Annotated in this window: 18 protein-coding genes; 13 read left to right on the top strand and 5 right to left on the bottom strand. The window is 70.2% G+C overall.

The window, feature by feature from the left end; translation table 11 throughout:
• Nucleotides 1–121: 121 nt before the first annotated feature.
• The gene (locus tag BM144_RS22710; protein ID WP_139225684.1) at nt 122–559 is read right to left on the bottom strand and encodes a hypothetical protein; all 438 of its coding nucleotides are present in this window, start codon (nt 557–559) and stop codon (nt 122–124) included.
• Nucleotides 560–616: 57 nt separating this feature from the next.
• Nucleotides 617–2041, bottom strand: coding sequence for an FAD-binding oxidoreductase (locus BM144_RS09860; protein WP_092951647.1), 1425 nt, complete (start codon nt 2039–2041; stop codon nt 617–619).
• Nucleotides 2042–2173: 132 nt separating this feature from the next.
• Here BM144_RS09860 and BM144_RS09855 point away from each other — a divergent pair, with 132 nt between their 5' ends.
• The 8 genes from BM144_RS09855 (at nt 2174) to BM144_RS09820 (ending at nt 9605) form a co-directional block, all read left to right on the top strand.
• A complete protein-coding gene (locus BM144_RS09855) occupies nt 2174–2866 on the top strand; it encodes a TetR/AcrR family transcriptional regulator (protein WP_092951645.1) in 693 nt (230 codons plus the stop codon).
• A 64-nt stretch (nt 2867–2930) separates the two neighbouring features.
• A complete protein-coding gene (locus BM144_RS09850) occupies nt 2931–3806 on the top strand; it encodes a Bug family tripartite tricarboxylate transporter substrate binding protein (protein WP_245783607.1) in 876 nt (291 codons plus the stop codon).
• Nucleotides 3807–3909: 103 nt separating this feature from the next.
• A complete protein-coding gene (locus tag BM144_RS09845; protein WP_092951643.1) occupies nt 3910–5409 on the top strand; it encodes a carboxylesterase/lipase family protein in 1500 nt (499 codons plus the stop codon).
• A gap of 194 nt (nt 5410–5603) precedes the next feature.
• Complete coding sequence (locus BM144_RS09840; RefSeq protein ID WP_092951641.1) at nt 5604–6428, top strand: GntR family transcriptional regulator; 825 nt, start codon at nt 5604–5606, stop codon at nt 6426–6428.
• Nucleotides 6425–7252: a transporter substrate-binding domain-containing protein gene (locus BM144_RS09835; protein WP_092951639.1), complete on the top strand. Its 828-nt coding sequence runs from the start codon at nt 6425–6427 to the stop codon at nt 7250–7252. The genes BM144_RS09840 and BM144_RS09835 overlap by 4 nt, the downstream gene beginning before the upstream one ends.
• Nucleotides 7253–7471: 219 nt before the next feature.
• Nucleotides 7472–8134: an amino acid ABC transporter permease gene (locus BM144_RS09830; RefSeq protein WP_092951637.1), complete on the top strand. Its 663-nt coding sequence runs from the start codon at nt 7472–7474 to the stop codon at nt 8132–8134.
• A 24-nt stretch (nt 8135–8158) separates the two neighbouring features.
• Nucleotides 8159–8809, top strand: a complete 651-nt coding sequence (locus BM144_RS09825; protein WP_092951635.1) for an amino acid ABC transporter permease — start codon at nt 8159–8161, stop codon at nt 8807–8809.
• A gap of 52 nt (nt 8810–8861) precedes the next feature.
• On the top strand, nt 8862–9605 hold the full coding sequence (locus BM144_RS09820) for an amino acid ABC transporter ATP-binding protein (RefSeq protein ID WP_092951857.1): 744 nt from the start codon (nt 8862–8864) through the stop codon (nt 9603–9605).
• A 144-nt stretch (nt 9606–9749) separates the two neighbouring features.
• Here BM144_RS09820 and BM144_RS09815 read toward each other — a convergent pair whose 3' ends face one another.
• On the bottom strand, nt 9750–10100 hold the full coding sequence (locus tag BM144_RS09815; RefSeq protein WP_092951633.1) for an EF-hand domain-containing protein: 351 nt from the start codon (nt 10098–10100) through the stop codon (nt 9750–9752).
• 158 nt (nt 10101–10258) lie between these two features.
• On the opposite strand from BM144_RS09815, the gene BM144_RS09810 reads away from it, so the two are divergent.
• From BM144_RS09810 to BM144_RS09790, 5 genes are all read left to right on the top strand, one after another.
• On the top strand, nt 10259–10849 hold the full coding sequence (locus BM144_RS09810) for a cob(I)yrinic acid a,c-diamide adenosyltransferase (RefSeq protein WP_092951631.1): 591 nt from the start codon (nt 10259–10261) through the stop codon (nt 10847–10849).
• Between the two features lie 212 nt (nt 10850–11061).
• The gene (locus BM144_RS09805; RefSeq protein ID WP_092951629.1) at nt 11062–11745 is read left to right on the top strand and encodes a glycosyltransferase family 2 protein; all 684 of its coding nucleotides are present in this window, start codon (nt 11062–11064) and stop codon (nt 11743–11745) included.
• A complete protein-coding gene (locus BM144_RS09800; protein ID WP_092951627.1) occupies nt 11742–12803 on the top strand; it encodes an acyl-CoA dehydrogenase family protein in 1062 nt (353 codons plus the stop codon). Before BM144_RS09805 ends, BM144_RS09800 begins: the two co-directional genes overlap by 4 nt.
• On the top strand, nt 12791–13576 hold the full coding sequence (locus BM144_RS09795; protein WP_245783606.1) for a PIG-L deacetylase family protein: 786 nt from the start codon (nt 12791–12793) through the stop codon (nt 13574–13576). Before BM144_RS09800 ends, BM144_RS09795 begins: the two co-directional genes overlap by 13 nt.
• Nucleotides 13573–14211, top strand: a complete 639-nt coding sequence (locus BM144_RS09790; protein ID WP_092951625.1) for a class I SAM-dependent DNA methyltransferase — start codon at nt 13573–13575, stop codon at nt 14209–14211. Before BM144_RS09795 ends, BM144_RS09790 begins: the two co-directional genes overlap by 4 nt.
• A gap of 24 nt (nt 14212–14235) precedes the next feature.
• Here BM144_RS09790 and BM144_RS09785 read toward each other — a convergent pair whose 3' ends face one another.
• Entirely contained in the window at nt 14236–14658 is a 423-nt protein-coding gene (locus tag BM144_RS09785; protein WP_092951623.1) for a hotdog fold thioesterase, read from the bottom strand.
• 120 nt (nt 14659–14778) lie between these two features.
• Entirely contained in the window at nt 14779–16302 is a 1524-nt protein-coding gene (scpC, locus tag BM144_RS09780) for a succinyl-CoA:acetate CoA-transferase ScpC (protein WP_092951621.1), read from the bottom strand.
• Nucleotides 16303–16400: the final 98 nt, after the last annotated feature.

The raw sequence follows: 16400 nt of genomic DNA, 5'->3' as shown, positions 1-16400 counted from the left end.
CGAAATGTCCCGGTGCTCGGGACATTTCGTCTGCCGCCAGGTATACCGCTCGCGGTAGCCTTGGTATTCCCAGACCATATCCAGCAGAGCGCAAAAATACGCTACTGCCATCCTCGCTGACCTACACCAGTCCACTGATCAGTGCGCTCCATTGAGCGTCAGTCAGGGAGGATGGCGCGAAAGCCGTGGAGGGGCCAACATGCAGCACTTTGTTCCAAGTGATTCCGGGCGCTAAAGCGAGAACTCCGCCCAAGACTGACGTCGCAATCGATTTCGCAGGCGAGGCAATTGGCTTGAGGTTGAAAGGCAGTTCCCATGGCTGGGGCCAGATGTTGGCAATAACCTTACTCATATCCGCAGAAGATGTGACCACGAATGGCATGGTCACGCTTTTTGTCTCTACGCAATAAAGAATGCCGAACTTCCCTAATTTTATGTTTTGAGCCCTCGTCCTTAAAGATGCATTCGCCGCTTGTTTTGAGGAAACTGCCCAACATTCGGCACCGTAGCCCGCCCAAATATTGGTTTGTGTGCTTGAGCTAAATACAAGTATTTCCATGATGTCACCCCCTCCTTGATATTTTCCTGCCTTGATGGCGGTGTATGGATATTGAAATCAGAGCGCAAAGATCTTCCCCGGATTCAGGATGTTCTTCGGGTCCAGCGCCAGTTTCACGGCCCGCATCATGTCCACCGCGCCCGCGCCGGCCTCGTCCAGCAGGAAGCCCATCTTGTGGATGCCCACGCCGTGCTCGCCCGTGCAGGTGCCTCCCATGGAAAGCGCACGCGCCACGAGCTGGTGGTTGAGCTGCTCGGCCACCCGGCGCTCCTCGGTGCTGTCGGGGTCGATCAGGTAGCCGAAGTGGAAGTTGCCGTCGCCCACGTGGCCGACGAGGAAGTAGGGGATGCCGCTCGCGTCGGCTTCCACCACGGAGTCGAGCAGGCAGTCGGCCAGGCGGCTGATGGGCACGCAGGTGTCGGTGCTGATGGCGCGGCAGCCGGGGCGGCTCTGCACGGCGGCGAAGTAGGCGTTGTGCCGCGCGGTCCACAGGCGCGTGCGTTCCTCGGGCGTGGTGGCCCATTCGAAGGCATTGCCGCCCCATTCGCCCGCGATGCCCTGCACCGTCTCGGCCTGTTCCTTCACGCCAGCGGGGGAGCCGTGGAATTCCATCAGCAGCAGGGGCTCTTCGCGCAGCGTGAGCCGGCTGTGGGCGTTGACCATGCGCACCGTGTGGCTGTCGATGAGTTCCACGCGGGCGATCGGCACGCCGAGCTGGATGGTCTGGATGACCGTGCGCACGGCGGCCTCGATGCTCGGGAACGAGCAGATGGCGGCCGACACCGCTTCGGGCAGCGGATAGAGCCGCAGGGTGATCTCCGTGATGATGCCCAGCGTGCCTTCGCTGCCCACCATCAGGCGGGTGAGGTCGTAGCCGGCCGCGCTCTTGCGGGCGCGCGTGCCGGTGCGGAGGGTTCCGCCCTGCGCGGTCACCACTTCCAGCGCGAGCACGTTCTCGCGCATGGTGCCGTAGCGCACGGCGTTGGTGCCGCTGGCGCGCGTGGCGGTCATGCCGCCGATGCTCGCGTCGGCGCCGGGATCGATGGGAAAGAAGAGGCCGGTGTCCTTGATGGCTTCGTTGAGCTGCTTGCGCGTGATGCCGGGCTGCACCGTCACGGTGAGGTCCTCTGCGTCCACGCGGAGCATGCGGTTCATGCGCGAGACATCGATGCTGATGCCGCCCTGCACGGCCAGCAGGTGGCCCTCCAGCGAGGAGCCCGCGCCGTAGGGAATCACCGGCACGTCGTACTGCGCGGCAAGGCGCACGGCCTCGGCGACTTCCTGGGTGCTTTCGGCGAAGAGCACGGCCGAGGGCGGCGGGGCCTTGAGCGAGCCTTCGTCGCGGCCATGCTGCTCACGCACGGCCAGCGCCGTGGAGCACCGCTCCCCGAAGCGCTCCCGCAGCGCGTCGATCAGGGCCTGGGGAACCGGGCGCAGGGCGGTTTCGGGCAGCAGGTGGGGCGTGGCGGTGGGGGCGTTCATGGGGCTTGTCTCCGGGCGTTGGCGGGGCGGTTTTTGATTGTAGGCAGCAGCTCCGTCCAGGGGTTGGCCGGGATTGACGGCACTGCCGGGGCCTATTTACATTACGTTCGAAATGTATATTGTCACGACGCAATGATCAACCGCGCCCCCCGTTGCCCCGCGCCCCGCCGCACCCACGCGGAACGCAGTGCCGCCACGCGGCAGCACCTCATCGCCACGGCCATCGAGGTCATCCAGTCCCGCAGCTTCGAGGAAATGTCGATCCACGAACTGGCCCGGTCGGCCGGGATGACGTCGGGGGCGGTGCAGCACCACTTCGAGTCGAAGGCCGCGCTGATGATGCAGGTGCTCGCCGAGCTGATCGATGCGCAAGACCGCACGGGTCAGCTGTGGCCGGCCCCGTCGATGCCCGCCGCCGGGCGCGCGCAGCAGTTCGTGCAGGCCGCCTGGCATCTGGTCTACGCGCAGCCGCGCTTCATGGCCGCCTGGAACATCTACCTGGGCAGCCGCAACCAGCCGGCGGTGGTGGAGCACATCGCCGCGCTGCGCCAGCAGCTCAACCAGCGCATGCATGCAGGCTTCTTCGACACGTTCCCCGAGCTGGCAGAGGACCCCCAGCGGGAAGGTTTCGTCGGCCTGGTGTTCTCCACGCTGCGCGGCCTGGGCTTGCTGGAGATGTTCCGGCCGGCGGAAGACTCCGGGCCCGCCCAGCTCGATTGCCTGGCCTCGCTGATCGCACAGCGCTGCGGCGGGCAGGGCCCCGCCGCCGCAAGCCCTCCCGCGCGCAAGCCGCGCGCTCCCCGAAAGCCCCCGAAGCCGGCGTGAGACCGGCCGCCTGCCGCGGGCGGGGCCCGTGCCCGCGGTTTCCCACCATCCCAGGAGACACACCATGACCCATCTGCTGCGCGCCCTTGCCGGGGCGGCGCTCGTTTCGCTGGCCGGCTCCGCCCTGGCCCAGCACGCGGCCTACCCCGCCAAGCCCATCCAGCTGATCGCGCAGCAGCCTCCGGGCAGCGCATCCGACGCGATCACGCGCGCCTGGGCCGACTGCGTCGCGCGCGGCCTCGGCCAGCCGGTGGTGGTGCAGAACAAGCCCGGGGCCAACGGCATCCTGGCCGTCAACTCGCTCAAGTCCGCGCCGGCCGATGGCTACACGCTGATGACCATCGGCATGTCGCAGATGACGATCACGCCCTACGTCTACCGGCATCCGCCCTACGACCCGCTGCACGATTTCGAGAGCGTCGCCGTGCTCGGGACCACGCCGCTGGTGCTGGCGGTGCCTGCGGAGCAAGGCATCACGCGGCTCTCGCAGCTGGCGGAGCAGGCCAAGTCGGTCCCCGGCGGGCTCAACTTCGCGTCGCCCGGCAAGGGGAGCCCCGCGCACCTGCTCACCTCGGCGCTGTTCGACCGCATGGGCGTGGCCGGTACGCATGTTCCCTTCATCGGCGAAGGCGCGGGCCTCACGGCGCTGATGGGCCGGCAGATCCATGCGATGACGCTGGTGATCGGCACGGCCGCGCCGCAGGCGAAGGCCGGGAAGATCGTGCCGCTGGCCGTGTTCGCGCCCGAACGCTCGGCGCTGCTGCCCGGGGTGCCCACCATCGCGGAGGCCTGCCCGCCGCGCAGGACCTCGCCCGTCCCAGCTGGATCGCGGTGGTGGCCCGCTCGGACACGCCCGTCCCGCTGCTGGGCACGCTCAATGCCGCCACCGAAAAGTGCCGCGCCGGCGATGCGGGCTACCGCAGCCGCATGGAGGGCATGAACGTCACGCTCACGCCGTCGGTGCCGGGCGATGCGCGTGCCTGGGCCCTTCGCGACACGGCGGTCTGGAGGCCGCTGATCGACAAACTGGGGCTGGCCACCGAATGACGGCGGATGCGGCGCCCTGCGTGCGGCTCTCCCACGGCGGCGCATTGCGGGGCACCCGGCTCGGCAGCCTGGCGGTGTTCCGCGGCATTGCCTACGCGCAGGCCCCCCGGGAGGCCTTGCGTTTCGAGGCCCCGCGACCCGCCGATCCCTGGACCGGGCCGCGCGATGCCACGGCCTTCGCGCCGGTGCCGCCCCAGTGGCCTCGCCGCGGCGGGGAGGGCGCGCGCATGCTGGGCGCGCCGGACTGCCTGGCGCTGAACGTGTGGACCCCCGATGCCCGGGAAGGCGCCGGGCTGCCGGTGATGGTGTGGATTCCCGGCGGAGGCTTCATGCGGGGCGGCGCCAGCGATCCGCTCTACGACGGTGCGGCATTCGCGCGCCAGGGCATCGTCTTCGTTTCGGTGCAATACCGCATCGGCGTGGACGGCTTCATGCATTTCGGGGACGAGGCGCCCGCCAACCGCGGCCTGCTCGATCAGTTGGCCGCGCTGCGCTGGGTGCGCGGCCACATCGCGGCCTTCGGGGGCGACCCGGGGCGCGTGACGGTGTTCGGCGAATCGGCGGGGGCCGGCTCCATCGCCTGCCTGATGGGCATGGATGCGGCGCAGGGCCTGTTCCGGCGCGCCATCCTGCAAAGCCCCAGCGTGGCCTGCCAGACGGAGCACGACGCCGAGGTGGCGCGCCACGCCATTGCCTGCCTGCTGGGTGTGCCCCCCACGCTGGGTGGCGTGGCCGGGGCGCCGTTGCGGGAGGTGCTGTACGCCGTGCACCGGCTGGCGGGCGACCCCGCGCTGCGCGAGCGGCACGGCATCAGCCGGCGCAACTTCTTTCCGCTGCGCCCCGTGGTGGACGGCCGCGTGCTGGCGCAGGCGCCGCTGGAGGCGCTGCGGCGCCAGTGGGCCGCGCGGCGGTCGCCCCTGCAGGTGCTCGTGGGCAGCAATGCCGAGGAAATGCGCCTCTACCACGTGCCGGACGGCGCCATCGAGCGCATCACCGACGAAGAGGTGGCCGCGTTCATGGACGATGTGGGCCTGCCCGTGGCGGCGCGCGCCACCTACGCCCCGGTGGCGGTGCGCCAGGGCGTGGTCCACCCGGGCGAGATGCTGTGCGCCATGCAGTCCGACTACTACTACCGGGTGCCCGCACGCCGGATCGCTGCCCTGGCGGCCGAGCGCGGGCTGGCCGCTTACGCCTACGAGCTGGAGTGGCGGTCGCCGCAGTGGAACGGGCAGCTCGGGGCAGCGCACGGCGTGGACCTGCCCTTCGTGTTCGGCAACCTCCACACGGCCACGGGCCGTGAACTCACCGGCGTGGAAGCGCCCGAAGCGCTGGCCGATGCCATGCAGGGCGCGTGGGTGCGCTTCGTGCACGGGGGGCATCCGGGCTGGCCGGCGCACCGGCCCGGCGCGCCCTGGATGCAGCACTTCGACCATGCCCCGCGCTGGGGCATGGCGCCGGCATGTCCCCGGCTCGCGGCCTGGGACGGGCTGGCCTGACCGGTTTCGCCCCTACCCCCTCAGTCGCCCCCCTTTTGCGCGAATCCCCGTGCCGGTGGCACGCGCGCGTGCACCGTCCCGGGCGCCCGGTTCGCCAGCTTGGTGCCGGACCGGGGAGGGCCCGGGCGTGAATGAACCACCTTTGTGCACGGCGCTTGCATACAAGCAGGCACGGTTCATGCTGTTCCTCGGGCATGGCCAGCGCTTCCAGCCCCACATCGACCACCATCAGCGACCGCATCATGGAAGCGGTGCTGGCGCAGAAGCTCGCTCCCGGCACTCGGCTGGGCGAGCAGCAGCTCGCGATGCTGTTCGATTGCAGCCGCACCCTCGTGCGCGAGGCGCTGATGCGGCTGGCCGCGCGCGGCATCGTCACCGTGAGCGCGCGGCGCGGCTGGTATGTGATCGAGCCCTCGCTGGACGAGGCGCGCGAGGCCTTCGAGGCGCGGCGGGTGATCGAGATGGGGCTGATCCGCGGGTTGCGGCAGCCGCTGGCGCGCGCATCGCTGCAATCGCTCAAGGGGCACCTGGCGCGTGAAAAGGCCGCGCTGCGCGGTGCCGACGTGGGCGCGCGCAGCTTCCTGCTGGGAGATTTCCATGTGTGCCTGGCCGAATGCCTGGGCAACACCCTGCTGGCCGACACGCTGCGCGACTTCACCGCGCGCACCACGCTGATCGCCATGCGCTACCAGTCCTCGCACGATGCGGCGCAGTCCTGCGAAGACCACGTGCGCATCGTCGCTGCGCTGGAAGCGGGCGATTTCGCGCGGGCCGAGGCGCTCATGGCCGAACACATCGGCACCGTGCAGGCGCATCTGCGGCTGCCGGTGCAGAACGACCCCCTCGCACAGCTGCGCGGCGCGCTCGCCCCGCTGGCCAAGGGGCCGCGGGCCGCGCCCGCGGAGACCGGCGCGCAGCCGGCCCCGAAGCCCCCGCGCGGCGCACGCCGCACGCCCCCCGCGTCCCCTTCTTCCCCCTCCGACGACGACCCCTCCACCTACCTGGGAGCCTTGCTATGACCGCCATGAACCGTTCCTCTTCCTCACTCCCCGTGCTCGCCCGCCGCCGGGTGCTGGGCCTGGCAGCCGCCGTGGGCATGGCCTGCGCGATGGTGCCGGCCCATGCGCAGAACGCCCTCGAAGGCATCCAGAAGGCCAAGGCGATCAAGATCGCGATCCCCACGGATTTCCCGCCCTACGGCTTCGTGGGCACCGACCTCAAGCCCCAGGGGCTGGACATCGACATGGCCCGGCTCATCGCCGCCAAGCTCGGCGTGGAGGTGGAGCTGGTCACCGTCACCAGCGCCAACCGCATCGCCTATCTGCAGACGCGCAAGGCGGACCTCGTCATCTCCTCGCTGGGCAAGAACCCCGAGCGCGAGAAGGTCATCGCCTTCAGCGCCGCCTACGCGCCGTTCTACCAGGCGGTGTTTGCCGCCAAGTCCCTGCCCATCAAGGGATGGAACGACCTGGCGGGCAAGAGCGTGGCCGTCACGCGCGGCGCCATCGAGGACCAGGAGCTGTCGAAGGTGGCCCCCGCCAGCGCCGACGTGAAGCGCTTCGAGGACAACAACGCCACCATCGCCGCCTTCGTGGCGGGGCAGACCCAGGTGCTGGCCACCAGCGCTTCCGTGGCCGGCAACATGATGCAGAAGAACCCGCAACTGCAGGCCGAATACAAGCTGCTGCTCAAGGACAGCCCCTGCTACATCGGCCTGGCCAAGGGCGAGGATGCGCTGCTCGCCAAGGTGAATGAGATCATCGAAGGCGCGAAGAAAAGCGGCGAACTCGATGCCATCGCCAAGAAGTGGCTGGGCCGTCCCGCGGGCGACCTGCCGCTGTGAGGTGCTCCCCCCCCTGAGTCGCCTTCGGCGCCTTCCCCCGGGGGGGGACGACGCCGGTGGCCCGGCGAAGCCGGTTCCACGGCGTCTGCTGGCGTGGCCTGCTCCGCGGCCGTCTGACCGGTGAGGCCGTGCGTGTCCAGGTGGCGCGGGCCGTGCACAGCGCCATGGATCACTGATACGTCTTTTTCAACTGCATCGCAGCCTTTCCGGGGCCTTTCAATGCGCATCGATTTCGACTTCATGGCCGTGCTGTCGCAATGGCCGCTGCTGGCCACCGGCGTGCTGTGGACCCTGGCGCTCACGGCGGTGGCCACCGTGGCCGGCATGGCGGTGGGCATCGCCTGCGCCTGGGCGCGCGCCAGCGGGCCCGGGTGGCTGCGCTGGCCCGCCGGGGCCTATGTGGAGCTGGTCCGCAACACGCCGTTCATCGTGCAGCTCTTCTTCATCTTCTTCGGGCTGCCGGCGGCCGGCCTGAAGCTCTCTCCCGAGCTGGCTTCGTTCATCGCGATGGTGCTCAACCTGGGGGCCTATGCCACCGAGATCGTGCGCGCGGGCATCCAGGCCACGCCGCGCGGACAGATCGAGGCGGCCGTGAGCCTGGCGCTCTCGCGCATGCAGGTGTTCATGCGGGTGGTGCTGCCGCCCGCGCTGCAGCGCGTGTGGCCCGCGATGGTGAGCCAGATCGTGATCGTGATGCTCGGCTCGGCGGTGTGCAGCCAGATCTCGGTGCAGGAGCTGAGCTACGCGGCCAACCTGATCCAGAGCCGCAACTTCCGCGCCTTCGAATCCTTCATCGTGGCGACGGCGGTGTACCTGCTGCTGTCCATCGCGGTGCGGCGGCTGCTGCACTGGGCAGGCCCGCGTTTTCTGTTCGGCCGCTGAACGCAGCGGCGGAGGTTTGACACCATGGTCGATTTTTCGCTCTGGGACATCGTGCGCAACCTGCTGCTGGCAGCGCGCTGGACGGTCGCCCTCTCGCTCATCGCCTTCGTGGGCGGCGGCCTCGTGGGCGCGCTGCTGCTGGTGGCCCGCCTGTCGGGCGGCCGCTTCGCGGACCGCACGGTGGGGCTGTACGTGCAGCTCTTCCAGGGCACGCCGCTGCTGATGCAGTTGTTCCTCTCGTACTTCGGCCTGGCGTTGCTCGGGCTCGATGTCTCGGCATGGACCTCGGCCGCCGTGGCCCTGACCCTCTACACCAGCGCCTTCCTCGCGGAGATCTGGCGCGGCTGCGTGGCGGCCGTGCCGCGCGGGCAATGGGAGGCCTCGGGCAGCCTGGCGCTCTCGTTCGGCGAGCAGCTGCGCCACGTGATCCTGCCGCAGGCCGCGCGGCTGGCCACCGCGCCCACCGTGGGCTTTCTGGTGCAGGTCATCAAGGGCACGGCGCTCGCGTCCGTCATCGGCTTCGTGGAACTCACCAAGGCCGGCGGAATGATCGCCAACACCACCTTCCAGCCCTTCACCGTGTTCGCCTGTGTGGCACTTCTCTATTTCGTGCTGTGCTTCCCCGTGAGCCTGGCCGCGCAACGCCTCGAAAGGAAATTCCATGGCCGCCGCTGAATCCACCGCCGCCGCTGATGTCGCCTCGGCTCTCCCCGCGTCCGGGCCCGCGATGCCGGGCCGCCCCATCGTGCAGATCACCGCGCTGCGCAAGTCCTACGGCAGCAACGAGGTGCTCAAGGGCATCGACCTCGCCGTGCAGCCCGGGGAGGTGATCGCCATCATCGGCAAGAGCGGCTCGGGCAAGAGCACGCTGCTGCGCTGCATCAACGGCCTGGAGGCGTTCCAGGACGGCGCCCTTACCGTCGACGGCAAGCCGCTGCTGCACGACAGCGCCATGGCCATGCGCGCGCTGCGGCAGCGGGTGGGCATGATCTTCCAGGGATTCAACCTGTTCCCGCACCTCACCGTGGGGCGCAACGTCATGCTCGCCCCCACGCTGGTCAAGCAGCGCTCGCAGAAGGAAGCGGCCGAGCAGGCGCGGCAACTGCTGGCGCGCGTCGGACTGGCGGAAAAGTTCGACGCCACGCCCGACCAGCTCTCCGGCGGCCAGCAGCAGCGCGTGGCCATCGCCCGTGCCCTGGCCATGGAGCCGGCCGTGCTGCTGTGCGACGAGATCACCTCCGCGCTGGACCCGGAACTCGTGGGCGAAGTACTGCGCGTGGTCGAGAGCCTCGCGCGCGAAGGCATGACCCTGCTCATGGTCACCCATGAAATGGCCTTCGCCCGCAAGGTGAGCAGCCGCGTGATCTTCATGCACCAGGGGCGCGTGCACGAGATGGGCCCGCCGGCGGACCTCTTCGGCAACCCGCAGACGCCGGAGCTGCGGCAGTTCCTCTCGTCGTTGCACGACTGAAGCCGCCTGGTTGGCCTGCCGCGTCCCCACGCGGAGAAGCCCGCATGCCTCCTGCCATGCGGGCCCGATCGTTGACGGAAAAGCTGGAGTTCTTCGTGGTAGTTGCGCAATCACATGAACGTCAGCCGGAAAAGGGTGTACGCGTCAGGACTTCGCGCCGGCTTCGAATTCGGAGCGGGACAGGCTGCCGTCGTGGTTGCTGTCCAGTTGCTTGAAGTTCTGGCTGATGGCCGGGAGGCGGGCGGCTTCCTTGGGGCTCAACTGGCCGTCCTTGTCGGTATCGGCGCGGTCGAACGAGGCGCTGGCGGATGCGGTACCGCCGAAGGCGGCACCGGCGCGGTGCTGTGCCGAGGGGCTCGTGGTGCCCGTGGCCGGTGTCTGTGCGGAGGCGGTCTGCGCCTGCGCGGCGGCGCCTCCCATGGCGATGGCCGCGAAGAGCATCACGCTGCGGGCATCGAAGGGCATGGCGAGTCGTCGTTGCTGCGTAGCTGGCATGTAGGTCAGGCTCCGTAGAAGTTGAACAGGCCTTCATTGCACTGCAGCAAGCGCCTGCCCGCCAGCAGTTTTGCCCGTTGTTGCCCGGGTACACATTCGTGCCGGGGATGTAACGCAGAATCGCCCCTCTCTCCCCAAAGTTTCCCAGGAGTGTCCCCATGGGCAACCGATTGACACAGATCGCCACGCGCACCGGCGACGACGGCACCACCGGCCTCGGCGACAACACCCGCGTTTCCAAGCACAGCGGCCGTCCGCACGCCATGGGCGATGTGGACGAGCTCAACTCCCATATCGGCCTGCTGCTGTGCGAGCCGTTGCCGCCCGACGTGCGCACCCTGCTGGGCGATGTGCAGCACCAGCTCTTCAACCTCGGCGGCGAGCTGTCGATCCCCGGCTTCGAATTGCTGAAGGACGAGGCTCTGGCGCAGCTCGATGCGGCCCTCGCGCACTACAACGCGGCACTGCCCCGGCTGCAGGAGTTCATCCTGCCCGCCGGCACGCGCGCCGCAGCGCAGGCCCACGTGTGCCGCACGGTGGCGCGGCGCGCGGAGCGGGCCGTGGTCGCCCTGGGCGAATCTGAAGCGCTGCGGCCTGCACCCCGGCGCTACCTGAATCGCCTGTCCGACCTGCTGTTCGTACTGTCGCGCGTGCTCAACCGCATGGAGGGCGGCGACGACGTGTACTGGAAGAGCGACCGCATGGCCCGCGCTGAAGCAGCTGCCGGGCACGCGGGCACACCGGTCTGATCTCTGTCACGATTTGGCGCCCTCAAGGCGCTGAGTCGCATGCGCGGGCAGGTCGCTCTCCTACGGTCCTGCTGCAGTCTGCCCAGTAGCTTTCCTTTCGTAACGAAAAAAGGAAAGAACATGGCGCTGAAAGATCGGTTCCGGGGGACGCCGCGTCCCGCCCCGTCCGCGGGCGATGGGGCTCCGGCCTCGTGTCGCGGAGGGCTTTTCCGATGATCGGCGTGGTGGTGCCGGCACACGACGAGGAGGAACGCCTGGGCGCCTGCCTGCAGTCCTTGCGGCAGGCGGCGAAGCATCCGGCACTGCACGGCGAAGGCGTGACCATCGTGGTGGCGCTCGATGCCTGCACCGACCGGTCGGCAGCGATCGCGCAGCGGTACCGCGTGAAAACCGTCTCGCTGGAGCGGTGCAACGTGGGCGCGGCGCGCGCAGCGGGCGCACAGGCCGCGCTGCAGGGGGGTGCCCGCTGGCTCGGTTTCACGGATGCGGACAGCACCGTGGCGCCGGACTGGATCGCGGCCCAGCTCGGGCAGGCCAGCGATGCCGTCTGCGGCACGGTGGAAGTCCGCCATTGGGAGGGGTACAGCCTCTCGCTGCAGCAGTGCTACCACGCGGCCTACGTGGATCGGCCGGGCCATCGCCACATCCACGGCGCCAACCTGGGCGTGGATGCCGGTGCCTATGTGCGGGCAGGCGGCTTTCGCGAACTGCGAACGGGCGAAGACGTCGCGCTCGTGGAGTCGCTGGAAGCCCTGGGCGCGCGCATCGCCTGGAGCAACGTTCCGCGCGTGGTCACCAGCGCACGCCGCCAGTACCGCGCGCCGGGCGGGTTCGGAGCGCATCTCGCTGGATTGGCCGTGCCGGTACTGGCGGCGGTGGCCGGAGGGTGTCCATGAACGGGCGCGACGGTGGCCGCAGTGCGGTGTGCGTGGCCGGATTGCGTGCCGTCCTGCAGGAGGACGAGGGGAGTGCCGCAGCGCCCGCAGCGCGCCTGCGGCGCTTGATCGACGCGGGCTGGGGCGAGCTTCCCCTGCCGGCCCGGGGCCGCACGGTGGACCGATGGCGGGCACTGGCCGAAGTGGCCGGGCACGATCTTTCTCTCGCAAAGCTCTACGAGGGCCATACGGATGCGCTGGCCATCCTGTGCGAATTGCGTGCCCCCGCCGGCATTGCCGGCAGCACCCGCACGTCGATCTGGGGCACGTGGGCTGCGGAAGCCCCCGGACAACGCGTGGCGATCCGGCCGGGTCCGGACGGGGGGATGCGGCTGTACGGCGACAAGGCGTGGTGCTCGGGCGCGGAGCACGCCTCCCACGGCCTGCTGACCGCCTGGCATTCCGGCGCCGACGTGCCGCAGCTCGTGGCCGTGGAAATGGGGCAGCCAGGCATGCGGGTGGACTGCGGTGCCTGGCAGGCGGTGGGCATGGCTGCCAGTGCCAGCGCCACCGTGTCGTTCGATGGCGTTCCCGCCACCGCCGTGGGCGTGTCTGGCGGCTATCTGCACCGGCCGGGCTTCTGGCAGGGCGGCGCCGGCGTCGCCGCATGCTGGCATGGCGGCACCACCGCGCTGGGCCGCGCACTGCATGCCGCGGTGCTCCGGGCCCCCGCGGAACAACGCACATCCTTTCGCCTTGCGGCGCTGGGACGCGTGGACCGCTACCTGGCCGGCACCGCCGGTCTGCTGCGCGATGCCGCCCAATGGATCGACACCCATCCCCAGGCGGATGCCCGGATGGTGGCTTTGCGCGTGCGCCAGGCCGCCGAAGCCTGTTCGCACACCGTGCTGGAGGAGGTGGGCCGCGCCCTGGGCGCGACGCCGTTCTGCCGCGATGCCGCCTTCGCGCGCATGGCTGCGGATCTGCCGGTCTTCATACGGCAGAGCCACGCAGCCCGCGACGATGCCGCCCTGGGCGAATGCCTCGTCGGCCTGGAGGAACCGCCGTGGACGATCTGATGGACGCACCGGCCGGAACCCGGCACATCGACCGGCCACGCCGCTCGCCCCGGGCCTGGCAGGCTTGGCTGGCCGCGCTCGGACCGGTGTGCCGGCCCGTCTCCGCGATGGTTGGCGCTTCGCAGCGGCTGGTGGTGCTCGCCCCCCATCCCGATGACGAGATCCTGGCCTGCGGCATGCTGCTGCGCGCGCATGCCCTGCAGGGCGGCAGCACGCTTGTCGTCGGTGTGACCGACGGCGAGGCCAGCCACCGTGGGGACCCCGGCTGGTCGGCCGTGGCTTGCGCCGCGCGGCGCCGGCAGGAGCGCTCGGAGGGCTTGCGTGTGCTGGGCGCTGGCGCTGCCGGGCTGCTGCCCCTGGGTTTGCCGGACGGCGGGGTGGCGCCATGCCGGGAGCAACTCGAACAGACCCTTCGCACCCTGCTGCGTCCTGGCGACGTGGTGGTGACCACCTGGCGATTCGACGGACATCCGGACCACGAGGCCTGCGGCCACGCGGCGGCCGGTGCGGCCCGCGCGGTGGGCGCGGCTCTGTGGGAGGCCCCGGTCTGGATGTGGCACTGGGCCGAGCCGGAGCATGCCCGGATTCCCTGGGCTCGTCTGGGCGCGTTCCTGCCCGAGGACGGCGCCGCGGCCGCTGCCAAGCAGGCCGCCATCGCGTGCCACCGTTCGCAGCTCGCGGAGCGGGCCTCCGGCCTGCCGCCGGTGCTGGACGAGGCCATCCTCGAGCGGTCGCGCTGGCCGCTCGAGTATTTCTTCGCGCCGGGGCCATGATGCCGGGCCCCACCCACCTGCGCGAACCGTGCGAGATCGCCGCGCCACAGTTCGAAGCGCTCTATGAGGCGAGCGACGACCCCTGGCGTTTCGACGGGAGCTGGTACGAGGCGCGCAAGCGGCGTTTGCTGCTGGCATCCCTGCCGCACGAGCGCTATGCCCGCGCCTTCGAGCCTGGCTGTGCGACGGGCCTGCTGACGGCGGAGCTGGCGGCCCGCTGCGACAGCGTGCTCGCCACGGATGGCGCCGACCGGGCGCTGGCCATCGCTGCCCGCCGGCTTCGGCCCCACCACCCGCACGTGTCGCTGGCCCGCATGTGGGTGCCCGACGAGTGGCCAGAGGGCACGTTCGATCTCATCGTGCTCAGCGAATTCGTCTACTACCTCGCGCCGGAGGCCATCGACCGCCTGGCGCAGCGCGTGCTCGGCGCGCTGGCGCCGGACGGCGTGGTTGCGGCCTGCCATTGGCGGCCGCCCATCGCCGGCTGCGCCCTGGCGGGCGATGCCGTGCACGAGCGGCTGGCGCAGCAGTGGGCACTGCACCCTGCGCTGCAGACCGCGGATGCGGATTTCCGCCTGGATGTGTGGACCGCCGGCGCGCGTTCGGTGGCCGGGATCGAGCGCCGGGGCGACTGAAGCGGCGGAGGCGCCGGCCCCGCTTCAGCGCGGCGCGAGGATGGCCATCGTGATGCGCGACACGCAGGTGAGGTCGCCCGCCTCGTTGGCCATGTCGATCTGCCACACGTGCGTGGTGCGCCCGATGTGCACGGGGCGGGCCGTGCCGGTCACCCAGCCTTCGGTGGCGGCGCGCAGGTGGTTGGCGTTGATGTCCAGCCCCACGGCACGGCAGCCTTCGGGCGACGCATAGAACGCGCCCACCGAGCCCAGGGTTTCCGCCAGCACCACGCTGACGCCGCCGTGCAGCAGGCCGAAGGGCTGTTTGGTGCGCTCGTCCACCGGCACGCGGGCGCGCAGGAAGTCGTCGCCGATCTCGGTGAATTCGATGCCCAGGTGGGTCACCGCATTGGGGGTGGGCGGATGGTTCAGGGTCTGCAGGTCGATGGGCTGCTTCCAGATCGGCATGGGTGGTGTCTCCTTGGATCCCGGTGGGAGGTGCGTTCGATTATCGGAGCCCGCCCGACGGGCCCCGTGTCGCCGGGGGGCGGGGTGCCGCCGTGCGCGCTGCCCGGCCCGGCGCGCGGATCAGGCGCGCATGGTGCCCGTGCGCACGTAGCGCTCGTGCCAAGAGAGCGCCTCGCCCAGCAGGTGCGGCGTGTGCAGGCCGCAGCCGCTCGCGCGCGCCCGGGCGACGTAGTCGTGCAGGGCGGGGCGGAAGTCGGGGTGCGCGCACTGGTCGATCACCACCTGCGAGCGCTGCGAGGGCGAGAGGCCCCGCAGGTCCGCCAGGCCCTGTTCGGTGACGAGGATCTGCACGTCGTGCTCGGTGTGGTCCACGTGCGAGGCCATGGGAACGATGCACGAGATGCTGCCGCCCTTGGCGAGCGAGGGCGTCATGAAGATCGAGAGGTAGGCGTTGCGCGCGTAGTCGCCCGAGCCGCCGATGCCGTTCATGATCGACGAGCCCATCACGTGCGTGGAGTTCACGTTGCCGTAGATGTCGGCCTCGATCATTCCGTTCATCGAGATGAGGCCCAGCCGGCGGATCAGTTCGGGGTGGTTGCTGATCTCCTGCGGCCGCAGCACGATACGGTCGCGGTAGAAGCCCAGGTTGCGCGTGAATTCCTCGGTGGCCGCGGGGCTGAGCGAGAGGGCCGTGGCCGAAGCGCTCTCCAGCGTGCCCGAGCGCAGCATGTCGAGCATGCCGTCCTGCAGCACCTCGGTGTAGGCCGTGAGGTGCTGGAAGGGGCCGGCATCCAGGCCTGCGAGCACGGCGTTGGCGATGTTGCCCACGCCCGATTGCAGCGGCAGCAGCGTGGGCGGCAGGCGCCCGCGCCGCACTTCGTGCTGCAGGAATTCGATGATGTGGCCAGCGATGCGCTGCGAGGTACCGTCGGGCGGGCTGAAGACCGAGTTGCGGTCGGGCGCGTCGGTGGCCACCACGGCCACCACCTTGGCGGGGTCGCAGCGCAGGTAGGGCTCGCCGATGCGGTCGCCGGGCTTCACGAGCGGGATCGGCACGCGGTTGGGCGGCAGGTCGGTGCCGTAGTAGATGTCGTGCATGCCCTCCAGGCCCTCGGGCTGCCAGGCATTCACCTCCAGGATGATCTTGTCGGCCTGGTCGAGCCAGGTCTTGTTGTTGCCCACCGACGAAGATGGGATGAGCCGGCCGTCGGGCAGCACGCCGGCCACCTCGATCACGGCCACGTCGAGCCGGCCCCAGAAGCCGAACCACACATAGGGCGCCACGTGCGAGAGGTGGGCGTCCACGTACTGCATCTGCCCGGCGTTGATCTGCGCGCGGCAGGTGGGGTCGGACTGGTAGGGCATGCGCATGTTCACGCCGCCCACCTTGGCCAGCGCGCCGTCGAGTTCCGGCGCCGTGGAGGCACCGGTCCAGAGGCCGATGCTGAAGGGCTCGCCTGCGGCATGCAGCGATTCGATGCGTGCGGCCAGCGCGGGCGGAATGGCCTTGGGGTAACCCGCGCCGGTGAAGCCGCTCATGCCCACGCGCGCGCCGTGCGGAATGAGGGCGGCGGCCTGCTCGGCCGTCATGAGCTTGTCCCGCAGGACGGGGCATTGGATGCGGGAAGGGGTGGAAGAAGACATGGGTGGGCCGCGCGAAAAGCGGAAGGTGGGCGGAAGTCCAAAAATCTTAGCGCCCCCGCATGGCGGCTGCCCCGGCCGCGCGGCCTGTGCGGGGCCCG

Origin of the sequence: Paracidovorax konjaci (genome assembly GCF_900112675.1) — a bacterium.
GTDB classification, from domain to species: Bacteria; Pseudomonadota; Gammaproteobacteria; order Burkholderiales; family Burkholderiaceae_C; genus Paracidovorax; species Paracidovorax konjaci.
Note: the sequence above shows the minus strand (reverse complement) of the source record. Positions and strands in the feature narration are given on the sequence as shown.